10 protein-coding genes are annotated in these 12,434 nt (G+C 67.3%); 9 read left to right on the top strand and 1 reads right to left on the bottom strand.

Translation table 11 applies throughout. The features are described from left to right. Positions 1-316 precede the first annotated feature (316 nt). Positions 317-2,035, bottom strand: a complete 1,719-nt coding sequence (ggt, locus tag ACVOLJ_RS16505) for a gamma-glutamyltransferase (protein ID WP_475278206.1) — start codon at positions 2,033-2,035, stop codon at positions 317-319. 685 nt (positions 2,036-2,720) lie between these two features. Here ggt and ilvC point away from each other — a divergent pair. The 9 genes from ilvC (at position 2,721) to leuB (ending at position 12,376) form a co-directional block, all read left to right on the top strand. Continuing rightward, positions 2,721-3,695 carry a ketol-acid reductoisomerase gene (gene ilvC / locus ACVOLJ_RS16500; protein WP_475278207.1) on the top strand — a complete coding sequence of 325 codons (975 nt, stop codon included), beginning with the start codon at positions 2,721-2,723 and terminating at the stop codon, positions 3,693-3,695. A gap of 37 nt (positions 3,696-3,732) precedes the next feature. Beyond that, a complete protein-coding gene (ilvG, locus tag ACVOLJ_RS16495; RefSeq protein WP_481564621.1) occupies positions 3,733-5,469 on the top strand; it encodes an acetolactate synthase 2 catalytic subunit in 1,737 nt (578 codons plus the stop codon). Further along, positions 5,453-5,704: an ACT domain-containing protein gene (locus tag ACVOLJ_RS16490; protein ID WP_089236730.1), complete on the top strand. Its 252-nt coding sequence runs from the start codon at positions 5,453-5,455 to the stop codon at positions 5,702-5,704. The genes ilvG and ACVOLJ_RS16490 overlap by 17 nt, the downstream gene beginning before the upstream one ends. Positions 5,705-5,797: 93 nt before the next feature. Beyond that, positions 5,798-6,901, top strand: a complete 1,104-nt coding sequence (locus ACVOLJ_RS16485) for a threonine dehydratase (protein ID WP_475278210.1) — start codon at positions 5,798-5,800, stop codon at positions 6,899-6,901. After that, positions 6,898-8,484: a 2-isopropylmalate synthase gene (locus ACVOLJ_RS16480; RefSeq protein WP_475278211.1), complete on the top strand. Its 1,587-nt coding sequence runs from the start codon at positions 6,898-6,900 to the stop codon at positions 8,482-8,484. The genes ACVOLJ_RS16485 and ACVOLJ_RS16480 overlap by 4 nt, the downstream gene beginning before the upstream one ends. A gap of 10 nt (positions 8,485-8,494) precedes the next feature. Then, positions 8,495-9,268 (top strand): methyltransferase domain-containing protein, encoded by a 774-nt coding sequence (locus ACVOLJ_RS16475; RefSeq protein ID WP_481564620.1) that lies wholly within the window; start codon positions 8,495-8,497, stop codon positions 9,266-9,268. 60 nt (positions 9,269-9,328) lie between these two features. After that, a complete protein-coding gene (gene leuC / locus ACVOLJ_RS16470; protein WP_475278213.1) occupies positions 9,329-10,747 on the top strand; it encodes a 3-isopropylmalate dehydratase large subunit in 1,419 nt (472 codons plus the stop codon). Beyond that, a complete protein-coding gene (gene leuD, locus ACVOLJ_RS16465; RefSeq protein WP_475278214.1) occupies positions 10,747-11,325 on the top strand; it encodes a 3-isopropylmalate dehydratase small subunit in 579 nt (192 codons plus the stop codon). Before leuC ends, leuD begins: the two co-directional genes overlap by 1 nt. Continuing rightward, positions 11,315-12,376, top strand: a complete 1,062-nt coding sequence (gene leuB, locus ACVOLJ_RS16460) for a 3-isopropylmalate dehydrogenase (RefSeq protein WP_475278215.1) — start codon at positions 11,315-11,317, stop codon at positions 12,374-12,376. The genes leuD and leuB overlap by 11 nt, the downstream gene beginning before the upstream one ends. The last annotated feature ends 58 nt before the right edge of the window (positions 12,377-12,434 follow it).

Raw genomic sequence — 12,434 nt, 5'->3', positions numbered from 1 at the left:
GTGGGGGGGGGGGGGGGGCGGGCGTGCGCCCCCACCACCCTCCCCCCTCGGTGGCCCGCCCCCGCCCCGCGCCCGGGGGTGGGCGCCCCCCCCCCCCCCCCCCCCCCCCCCCGCCTCCGACAATTTCCCGGTGACGGCAGTAGATCCACGCCATGCGTGGATGAGGTGTATCGGAAAACAGGAAGGGGTGGGGTACCTTTTGCGGCGGGAAACGGTGCCGGCCCCCCCCCCCCCCCCCCCCCCCCCCGGCCCAATCACGCAATCCAGCTTCTGAACCGACACCGCAGAGGGGGCTCAGCCCGGTGGCCGGGAAACCTCAGTACCCCGCCGCCTGCCCATCCTTGCGACTCTCAGACGCGCCGTAATACACGCCCGTATCCGGATCACGCAGGATCGCCTGGTAGCCACCGTAGGGACCGTCGGCGAACACCACGCGATGACCCTTGCGCATCAACGCGCGCACCGTCTCGTACGGGAATCCGGTTTCCAGATTCACTTCACCACCGTCGCTCATTGCCGTCGCCTGCCCGGTCGGTTCGGTCGAGCCTTCATGCTGGATGCGTGGCGCATCGCCGGCCTCCTGCAGGTTCATGCCGAAGTCCACCAGGTTCATCACGATCTGCGCGTGACCCTGCGGCTGCATCGCTCCCCCCATCACGCCGAAGCTGGCATACGGCTTGCCGCCCTTGGTGATGAAGGCCGGAATGATGGTCTGGAACGGGCGCTTGCCCGGCGCATAGCCATTGGGATGATTCTTCTGCAGCACGAACATCTCGCCACGGTCCTGCAGGATGAAGCCCAGCCCCGGCGGCGCCATGCCACTGCCCATGCCGCGGTAGTTGGACTGGATCAGCGATACCATCATGCCGTCGGCGTCGGCCACGGTCATGTAGATGGTGTCGCCCTGCTCCAGCTGCTTCGGCGTGCCCGGCTGCACTTCCTTCAATGCCTTGTCCATCGAGATCAGCGCGCGACGCTGCGCGGCGTATTCCTTGGACACCAGCTTCTGCACCGGTGCCGGCTGGAACGCCATGTCCGCATAGAAGCGCGCACGGTCGGCGAAGGCCAGCTTCTTGGCTTCCACGAACAGGTGCACATGTTCGGCTGAGCCGAACGGAATCTTCGAGAAGTCGTAGCCTTCCAGCACGTTGAGGATCTGCAGCGCGGCGATGCCCTGGCTGTTCGGCGGCAGTTCCCACACATCGTAGCCACGGTAGTTGCTGCTGACCGGTTCGACCCACTCACCGTGGTGGTCGGCCATGTCCTGGTAGCTCAGGTAGCCGCCGTTGGCCTTGAAGTAGTCACCGATGGTGCGGGCGATGTCGCCCTTGTAGAAGGCATCGCGGCCGCCGTCGGCGATCTTCTGCAGCGTGCTGGCCAGATTCGGGTTCTTCCACATCTCGCCCTTGCGCGGGGCATGGCCGTCGATGGTGAACTGCTCCTTGAAGCCGGGGTACTGCGACAGCTTGGGTACCGAGCGGTCCCAGTAGTAGGCAATCACTTCGGCTACCGGATGGCCTTCGCGCGCATAGCGGATGGCAGGGGCCAGGTTGTCGGCCATCGGCTTGCGCCCGAAGCGGTCGTGCAGTGCGAACCAGCCATCCACCGCGCCTGGCACCGACACCGGCAGCGGGCCGGTGGCCGGAATCTCCTTCAGGCCGCGACGCTGGAACTCGGCCAGCGTGAGCGACTTCGGCGAGCGGCCGGAACCGTTGTAGCCGTAAAGCTTCTGCGTCTTCGGGTCCCACACGATGGCGAACAGGTCGCCACCCACGCCGTTGCCGGTGGGTTCCATCAGGCCCAGTGCCGCATTGGCGGCGATGGCGGCGTCGACCGCCGAACCGCCGGACTTCATCACATCCAGCGCGATCTGGGTGGCCAGCGGCTGCGAGGTGGCAGCCATTGCATGCGGGGCAATCACTTCCGAGCGGGTGGCGAAGCTGTGGCCGGTGATGCGGTCGGCCGCCAGGACCAGTGTGGGGGCGGCAACGAGGACAGCGGCAGCCAGCAGGGAACGGGCAAGACGTCGGGACACGGTCGGGTTCCGGTGGAAGGGTGATGCCCGATCTTCGCCGTTGTGGCGCCTGGGGGATATCGGGCATAGGTCATGGACGGCACCGAGGTTCAGCCGGGCATGGCCCGGCGAGCGCAGCGGCGGATATCGCCGGAATCCGCGCAAAAAACCCGCTGAAAAGAGTGAATTCCGGTTCACCGAAACACTTTCAGGGGCAACCATCCTTGTGCCGCAAGCGATTGCGCTGGATGCAGCGGAAACCGACGGAAATTCCGTCACGAGGGTTGACACCGCCGAAAGGGCTGTGGTTTTCTCGATCACATGTTGCAACGCCACACGCCACCGCGAACCCACATTGAAGCCGCCGATACCGGCGCCGCCTCGCTGCGTTCGATTCTTGTGCTCGTACTTATTACCCAACCAACAGGTGCGGGACGAGCCAGCGTGTAAGCAACACACACACCGGAACTCATCAAAAACCCGCACCCGCCCAGGTGCGGGTTTTTTCATTTCAAGACCTGGTTACAGAAGCAACCACTCCCATGACCACTGCCTTCCGCACAACCCGAACCTGCTGCACCACAAGTCCTCGTGGTGGCAGCGCCTGTGCGACGGGCACTTCCTCCCCCGCGTTTCCCTGACCGGCCGGTACGTCGCTTCGACTGCCGGCCGTCTTTTTCTCTTCCCACCGCAAGGAACCTCCCCCATGAGCACCAACGACCTGCCCCAGACCAAGATCGCTGTCATCGGCTATGGCAGCCAGGGCCGCGCACACGCGCTCAACCTGCGTGAATCCGGCTTTGATGTGGTGGTAGGCCTGCGTCCGGGTGGCCCCACCGAGGTCAAGGCGCAGGCCGATGGCTTCACCGTCAAGGCGCCGGCCGAGGCAGTGAAGGATGCCGACCTGGTCGCCGTGCTGACCCCGGACATGGTGCAGAAGAAGCTGTACGACGACGTGCTGGCGCCGAACATGAAACAGGGTGCCGTGCTGCTGTTCGCGCATGGCCTGAATGTGCATTTCGACATGATCAAGCCGCGCGAGGACCTGGACGTGGTGCTGGTCGCACCGAAGGGCCCGGGTGCACTGGTGCGCCGCGAATACGAAATCGGCCGTGGCGTGCCGTGCATCTGGGCGGTCTACCAGGACAAGAGCGGCAAGGCCGCCGAGTACGCCCTGGCCTACGCCGCCGGCCTGGGTGGCGCCCGCGCCAACCTGATCCAGACCACCTTCAAGGAAGAAACCGAAACTGATCTGTTCGGTGAGCAGGCGGTGCTGTGCGGTGGTGCATCGGCGCTGGTGCAGGCCGGCTTCGAGACGCTGGTGGAAGCCGGTTACCAGCCGGAAATCGCCTACTACGAAGTGCTGCACGAACTGAAGCTGATCGTCGACCTGTTCTACGAAGGCGGCATCTCGCGCATGTTGGAGTTCATCTCCGAAACCGCGCAGTACGGCGACTACGTCAGCGGCCCGCGGGTGATCGATGCCGGCACCAAGGAGCGCATGAAGGAAGTACTGAAGGACATCCAGGACGGAACCTTCACCAAGAACTGGGTGGCCGAGTACGAAGCCGGGCTGCCGAACTACAACCGGTTCAAGCAGGCCGACCTGGAACATCCGATCGAGAAGGTAGGCAAGGAACTGCGCGCCAAGATGGTCTGGTTGCAAGGTCAAGCCGCGTAACCACGCGGCACCCCCACCCGCTCTGCAAGGTTCCCCCATGAACTCTTCCACACAACGCAGCGCGCCGCCCAATGGCGCGCGCTGGCTGACCCAGGCGCTGGAGGCCGAGGGTGTCGGTACGCTGTTCGGCTACCCCGGTGGCACCATCATGCCGTTCTACGACGCGCTGGTGGATTCGTCGCTGAAGCACATCCTGGTACGCCATGAGCAGGGCGCGGCACTGGCCGCCAACGGCTTTGCACGCGCCAGTGGCCAGGTCGGCGTCTGCGTGGCCACCTCGGGCCCGGGTGCCTCCAACCTGGTCACCGGCATCGCCGATGCGATGCTGGATTCGGTGCCGATGGTCTGCATCACCGGCCAGGTCGCCACCCCGCTGCTGGGCACCGATGCGTTCCAGGAGCTGGATGTGTTCGGCCTGACCATGCCGATCGTCAAGCACAGCTGGCTGGTGCGCAGCGTTGATGACCTGCCGCGCGTGGTGGCCGATGCCTTCCGCATCGCCCGCGAGGGCCGTCCCGGCCCGGTGCTGATCGACCTGCCCAAGGATGTGCAGCTGGCCGACGCCAGCCACCTGCCGGCGCACGTACCGGCCAGCGTGGAACCGCCACCGGCCCCTGCCGACGAGGCCATCAGCGCAGCCATCGCTGCACTGGCCGCGGCGGAAAAGCCGGTGGTCTATGCCGGCGGTGGCATCGCGTTGGGTGATGCAGTGCAGGACCTGCGCCACTTCGTCGAAGCCAGCGGCATTCCCACCGTGATGACCCTGCGTGGCCTGGGTGCGCTGCCGGCCAGCCACCCGCAGTCGCTGGGCATGCTGGGCATGCATGGCACCCGTGCGGCCAACATGGCCGTGCAGGAAAGTGACCTGCTGCTGGTGCTGGGTGCACGATTCGATGACCGCGCCACCGGCAAACTGGCCGAGTTCGCACCGTTCGCCCGCGTGGTGCACATCGATGCCGACGCCTACGAGATCTCCAAGCTGCGCAGCGCCGACGTCGCCGTGCCCGGCAATGTCGGCCATGCCATCCGCGCCCTGCATGCGGCCTTCCCCTCCCCCAAGGCCCACCAAGACGCATGGCGCAAGCGCTGCGCGCAGCACCGCGAACGTTTCGCCGCACGCTACGACGCGCCGGGCCAGCACATCTATGCGCCGGCCATGCTGAAGCGGTTGAGCGAACTGGCCCCGGCCGACGCGGTGATCGCCTGCGATGTCGGCCAGCACCAGATGTGGGTGGCACAGCACTGCCGCTTCAATCACCCGCGCAACCACCTGACCAGTGGCGCGCTGGGCACCATGGGCTTCGGCCTGCCGGCCGCGATGGGGGCGCAGTTCGCCTGCCCCGAGCGCACCGTGGTGCTGGTGTCCGGCGACGGCAGCTTCATGATGAACGTGCAGGAGCTGGCGACCATCGCCCGCTGCCGCCTGCCGGTGAAGATCGTGTTGCTGGACAACAGTTCGCTGGGCATGGTGCGGCAGTGGCAGGAACTGTTCTTCGCCGAGCGCTACAGCGAGATCGATCTGTCCGACAACCCGGACTTCGTGGCCCTGGCCAAGGTTTTCGGTATCGCAGCCAGCCGCATCGATGCCCGTGACGACGTCGAAGGCGGCCTGGCCGCGCTGCTGGCCGAGCCCGGCCCGGCACTGCTGCACGTGGCCATCGATGCACGCGCCAACGTGTGGCCGCTGGTGCCGCCCAATACCGCCAACAGCACCATGCTGGAAAGCAACCCTGCACATGCACGCCAGGAGATCCCCAATGCAATACCGGCTTGACCTGGTGCTGCAACCGGCCGAGGGCGCGCTGCTGCGCGTGATCGGCATGGCTGAACGACGTGGCTTCGCACCGCGCGCGATCACCGGTGCGCCGGTGGCCGCCGACGATGGCCGCTGGCACCTGCAGCTGGTGGTGGACAGCCAGCGTCCACCGGAAACCCTGTGCCGGCAGATGGAAAAGATCTACGACTGCGTTTCGGTGCAGATGACCGCACTGGAAGGAGTATCCGCATGAATGCCCGTACCGTTTCCAACACGGTGCCGGTACGGAGGCGCCTTCTTCGCCGCCCGTGCCCGCAGGCGGTGGCCTGCAGCCATCGGGTGGCCCATGCCGGCCGCTGATGGCAGCAAGGAAAGCGATGTTGGCGACGTAACCGTCGCCGATGTGCTGGCAGCGCAGGCCCGCCTGCGCCGCTTTCTGCCGCCCACGCCGCTGCACCACGCTGAACGTTTCGGCACCTGGCTGAAGCTGGAAAACCTGCAGCGCACCGGCTCCTACAAGGTGCGCGGCGCATTGAACGCGCTGCTGGCAGGCCGCGAGCGTGGCGACGCGCGGCCGGTGATCTGCGCCTCGGCCGGCAACCATGCCCAGGGCGTGGCCTGGGCCGCCTACCGCCTGGATGTTCCGGCCATTGCGGTGATGCCGCACGGTGCACCGGCCACCAAGATCGCCGGCGTTGCCCATTGGGGCGCGACCGTGCGCCAGCACGGCAACAGCTATGACGAGGCGTATGACTTCGCGGTCGAACTGGCGCAGCGCCATGGCTATCGCTTCCTGTCCGCCTTCGACGACGCCGACGTCATCGCCGGCCAGGGCACCGTCGGCATCGAGCTGGCCGCGCATGCGCCGGACGTGGTGATCGTGCCGATCGGTGGCGGCGGGCTGGCCTCCGGGGTCGCGCTGGCATTGAAATCACAAGGCGTGCGCATCGTCGGGGCGCAGGTCGAGGGCGTCGATTCGATGGCCCGTGCGATCCGTGGCGACGTGCGCGAGATCGCGCCGGTGCCGTCGCTGGCAGACGGCGTACGGGTGAAGATCCCCGGTTTCCTGACCCGTCGCCTGTGCACTTCACTGCTGGACGACGTGGTGATCGTGCGCGAAGCCGAACTGCGCGAAACCCTGGTACGCCTGGCACTGGAAGAACACATCATCGCCGAGGGCGCCGGTGCACTGGCACTGGCGGCCGGTCGTCGCGTTGCCGGCCGCCGCAAGTGCGCGGTCGTTTCCGGCGGCAACATCGATGCCGGCGTGCTGGCCGGGTTGCTGACCGACATCCGCCCGCGGCCGCCGCGCAAGCCGCGCCGCCGCCGCGCGGAAGCGGCCCGTCCGCCACCCCGCCCGCCCACCGGTGCCAACGCACCTGCCGCTTCCACTTCTTCCCCTACCCACCTGCACGTCGTCGCACCCGCTGTCGAGGAGATTTCCCTGTGACCACCATCGAACGAATTACCACCCCGCGCATCCGCATCTTCGACACCACCCTGCGTGACGGCGAGCAGTCCCCCGGCTGCAGCATGAGCCCGCCGCAGAAGCTGGTGATGGCGCGTGCGCTGGACGAACTGGGCGTGGACATCATCGAGACCGGCTTCCCGGCCAGCTCGCAGTCCGACCGCGAAGCGATGGCCCTGATCGGCCGTGAGCTGCGCCGCCCGAGCTTGACCCTGGCGGTGCTGTCGCGCTGCCTGCAGGCCGACATCGAAACCTCGGCACGTGCACTGGAAGCGGCGGTCAGCCCGCGCCTGCACGTGTTCCTGTCCACCAGCCCGCTGCACCGCGAGCACAAGCTGCGGATGACGCGCGAGCAGGTACTGGAGTCGGTACGCAAGCACGTATCGCTGGCACGCTCGTACATCGACGACGTCGAGTTCTCCGCCGAAGATGCCACCCGTACCGAGCTGGACTACCTGATCGAAGTGTCGCGCGCGGCGATCTCCGCCGGCGCCACCACCATCAACCTGCCTGACACCGTCGGCTTCACCACGCCGGAAGAGATCCGCGCGATGTTCCAGCAGGTGATTGCCGGCGTGGCCGATGTACCGAACGCGGCCAACGTGATCTTCAGCGCGCACTGCCACAACGATCTGGGCCTGGCCGTGGCCAACTCGCTGGCCGCCATCGAAGGTGGCGCGCGCCAGGTCGAATGCACCGTCAACGGCATCGGCGAGCGCGCCGGCAACTGCTCGCTGGAAGAGATCGCGATGGTGCTGAAGGTGCGACAGGCGTTCTACGAGCAGGACAGCGCGATCAACACCCCGCGCATCGTCGCTACCTCGCAGCTGCTGCAGCGCCTGGTGGGCATGCCGGTACAGCGCAACAAGGCGATTGTCGGCGCCAATGCCTTCGCCCACGAATCGGGCATCCACCAGCACGGCATGCTGCGTCACCGCGGCACCTACGAAATCATGCGCCCGGAAGACGTGGGCTGGGAAGATTCGCAGATGGTGCTGGGCCGCCACAGTGGCCGCGCCGCCGTCGAAGCGCGCCTGCGCGCACTGGGGTTCTGGCTGGAAGAGGACGAGCTGAAGCTGGTATTCGAACAGTTCAAGGGCCTGTGTGAGCAACAGCGCGTGGTCACCGATGCCGACCTGCAGACGCTGATGCAGGGCGGGTCCACCACGCAGGGCTATCGCCTGGCATCGATGACCATCAGCGACGTCGGCAGCCGCGCCAACGCGCTGGTCGAACTGTCTGACCCGGACGGCAACCGCGTGGCCGAGACTGCACAGGGCGATGGCCCGGTGGATGCGCTGTTCGGCGCCTTGTCTGCCGCCACCGGCGTACAGCTGATGCTGGACAGCTACCACGTGCACAGCGTCGGCATCGGTGCCGACGCGCGCGGTGAGGCCAACCTGAGCGTGCGTCACGAAGGCGTGGAGTACGACGGCACCGGCACCAGCAAAGACATCATCGAAGCCTCCGCGCTGGCCTGGCTGGATGTGGCCAACCGCCTGCTGCGCCAGCGCCAGGCAAACGCTGCCAGCACCACTGAAGCACCCGCCCCCGCTACTGCCTGAGGAACCTGAGATGAGCGCCTTCGACTCCGCCGTGACGCCCGCCTGCCAACAGTGGAACGCGCAGGACTATGCGATCGATGCCGGCTTCGTGCCACAGCTGGGCAGCGCCGTATCGCGCCTGCTCGACGCACGTACGGGCGAACGCATCCTCGACCTGGGCTGTGGCGATGGCGTACTCACCACCGAACTGGCACTCAGCGGTGCGCGCATGCACGGCGTCGATGCATCACCGGAGATGGTGATCGCCGCCCGCGCGCGTGGCGTCGATGCACAGTTGATGGACGGCCATGCGCTGACGTTCGAAGGCGAATTCGATGCGGTGTTCAGCAACGCCGCGCTGCACTGGATGGGCAACCCGGACAGCGTGCTGGAGGGCGTGCGCCGTGCGCTGCGCCCGGGTGGCCGCTTTGTCGCCGAGTTCGGCGGGCATGGCAACGTGGCCACGATCGTCGCCGCGGTACAGGCTGCGCGGCTGGCCCATGGTCATGCTGCCAGCACGTTCCAGTGGTACTTCCCCACTGCCGACGCCTACGCCGACCGCCTGCGCCAGCATGGCTTCCAGGTGCAGCTGATCGAATGCATGCCGCGCGCGACGGCGTTGCCGACCGGTGTTGCCGGCTGGCTGCGGGTATTTGCCGCACCGCTGCTGGACGATCTGCCGGTCGAGGCGCGCGCCACCGTGCGCGCGTCCGCCACGGCCCTGCTGGACGAGCTGCCGCGCAATGCCGGCGGACAACCGCTGGCCGACTACGTGCGGCTGCGTGTGCTCGCACGCCGCCGCTGACCCGCCCCTGTTACTTTCATTCCCGATGTCCGCACCTTCGTACTCCTGCCAGGCAAACGCATGACTTCCGCACCCCGCACCCTGTACGACAAACTGTGGGACGCCCACGTGGTGGTTCCCGAAACCGACAGCGCGCCTGCCGTGCTGTATATCGACCTGCACCTGATCCATGAAGTGACCTCGCCGCAGGCGTTCACCGAGCTGCGCGAGCGCGGCCTGGCGCCGCGTCGACCGGATCGCACCAAGGCGACGATGGACCACTCCACGCCGACCCTGCCTGTCCGCGCCGACGGCACGCTGCCCTACGCCAGCGCCGCCTCCGAGGCACAGGTCGCCACGCTGGCGCGCAACTGCGCCGAGCACGGCATCGAGCTGTTCGACATGGCCTCGGACAACCGTGGCATCGTCCACGTCATCGCCCCGGAGCAGGGTTTCACCCAGCCGGGCATGACCATCGTCTGCGGCGACAGCCACACCTCCACCCACGGCGCATTCGGTTCGCTGGCCTTCGGCATCGGCACCAGTGAGGTCGGCCACGTGCTGGCCACGCAGTGCCTGCTGCAGCGCAAAGCGAAGACCCTGGCGATCACGGTCGATGGCCAGGTCGCGCCCGGCATCGGCGCCAAGGACGTGGTGCTGCACATCATCGGCGTGATCGGCGTCAACGGCGGCACCGGCCATGTCATCGAGTTCCGTGGCAGCACCATCGAAGCAATGGACATGGAACAGCGCATGACCCTGTGCAACATGTCGATCGAGGCGGGCGCGCGCGCCGGCATGGTCGCCCCGGACCAGGTGACGTTCGACTTCGTTGCCGCCACCCCGCGCGGCCCCAAGGGTGCCGACTTCGAGGCGGCCGTCGCACGCTGGACGCAGCTGCGCAGCGACGAAGGCGCGCGCTTCGACAGCGAGGTGCATATCGACGCCGCCGATATCCGCCCGACGCTGACCTGGGGCACCCATCCCGGCACCGCCATCGCGGTGGATGCACCGATTCCCGCTGCCAACGACGCCGCTGCGCAGAAGGGCCTGGACTACATGCATTTCCAGGCGGGGCAGACGCTGGCCGGCACCCCGGTGGACGTGGTCTTCGTTGGCTCGTGCACCAATGGCCGCCTGAGTGACATGCGCGAAGTGGCGCAGGTGCTGCGTGGCCGCCGCATCGCCGAGCGCGTGCGCATGCTGGTGGTGCCGGGGTCGGAAATCGTCAAGCGCCAGGCCGAAGCCGAAGGCATCCATGAGATCGTGCGTGCGGCCGGTGCCGAGTGGCGCGAGCCGGGCTGCTCGATGTGCATCGCCATGAACGGCGATCTGGTCGCCCCCGGCCAACTGGCCGTAAGCACCAGCAACCGCAACTTCGAAGGCCGCCAGGGGCCAGGATCACGCACGCTGCTGGCCTCGCCGATGAGTGCCGCCTGGGCCGCCGTGCAGGGGCATGTTGCCGATGCCCGCGAGCTGTTCGCACAGGAGGTGGCGTGATGAGCGGGTTCCGCACCCTGAGCTCGGCCAGCGTGGTGCTGCGCCAGACCAACATTGATACCGACCAGATCATCCCGGCGCGGTTCCTGTCCACCACCGAGCGCGCCGGCCTGGGCCGCAATGCCTTCAATGACTGGCGCTGGCAGGCCGATGGTTCACCGGTGGCCGACTTCGCCTTCAACCAGCCACATAACGCCGGCCGCAGCATCCTGCTGGCCGGACGCAACTTCGGCTGCGGTTCCTCGCGCGAGCATGCGCCCTGGGCGTTGACCGACCTCGGCCTGCGCGCGATCGTCAGCAGCGAGATCGCCGACATTTTCCGTGGCAACTCGCTGAAGAACGGCCTGCTGCCGATCGTGCTGGACGAGGCCGATGTGCAGGCGCTCATGCAGCGCCCGGACGATGAACTGACCATCGATGTGGCCAGCCGCGAGCTGCGCACGCCCGATGGCCGCGTCTATACCTTCCCGCTGGACGGCTTCTCGCAGACCTGCCTGCTGGAAGGCGTCGACCAGTTGGGGTATCTGTTGGGCCGTGTCCCTGAAATCGAACGTTACGAGAGTGAGCATGCACGCTGAGATCGTTGTACTCCCCGGTGATGGCATCGGCCCGGAAGTGGCCGCCGCTGCGGTTGCCGTCCTGAAAGTCGTCGCCGAGCGCTTCAACCACACCTTCACCTTCAGCGAGCACGATATCGGTGGCATCGCCATCGACCGCCATGGCGAGCCGCTGCCCGCTGCCACCCTGACCGCCTGCCAGGCCGCCAACGCGGTGCTGCTGGGCGCCGTCGGCGGCCCGAAGTGGTCCGACCCGAACGCCAAGGTGCGTCCGGAGCAGGGCCTGCTGGCGATCCGCAAGGCGCTGGGCCTGTATGCCAACCTGCGACCGGTGCGTACCCACGATGCGGCGCTGCATGCCTCGCCGATCAAGGCCGAGCTGCTGCAGGGCGTGGACTTCGTGGTGGTGCGCGAGCTCACCGGCGGCATCTACTTCGGTGACAAGACCCGCGACGCCGACAGTGCCAGCGACTTGTGCCGCTACACCGTGGCCGAGATCGAGCGCGTGCTGCGCAGTGCTTTCCGCCTGGCCCGGCAGCGCCGCGGCAAGGTCACCTCGGTGGACAAGGCCAATGTGCTGGAAACCTCACGCCTGTGGCGTGATGTGGCCGCGCGCATCGGCCGCGAGGAATTCCCGGACGTTGCGCTGGAGCACCAGCTGGTCGATTCGATGGCAATGCACCTGCTGGCCAAGCCGCGCGAGTACGACGTGATCGTGACCGAGAACATGTTCGGCGACATCCTCACCGACGAGGCCTCGATGCTGGCCGGCTCGCTGGGCCTGCTGCCGTCGGCATCGCTGGGCGAGCCGGGCGCGGTCGGCATCTACGAACCCATCCACGGTTCGGCGCCGGACATCGCCGGCAAGGGCATCGCCAATCCCTACGCAACGATCTTCAGTGCGGCGATGCTGCTGCGCCATTCGTTGGGGCTGGAAGCAGAAGCCGCAGCCGTGGAGGCGGCCGTGCATGCCGTGCTGGACGATGGCGTGTTCACTGCCGACCTGGCCGCGAAGGGAACAGCGGTGAGTACGGCGGCGGCCACCGATGCGGTGCTGGCCAGGCTGGGCTGAGTGATCGGGGTACCGGGCGGCGTCCGGTACCCGCTCTCTGCGCATCCCGCACTGGCTC

This window comes from Stenotrophomonas sp. STEN046 (assembly GCF_056759755.1).
The sequence above is the reverse complement of the archived record's forward strand: the minus strand, read 5'-3'. Positions and strand labels throughout refer to the sequence as shown.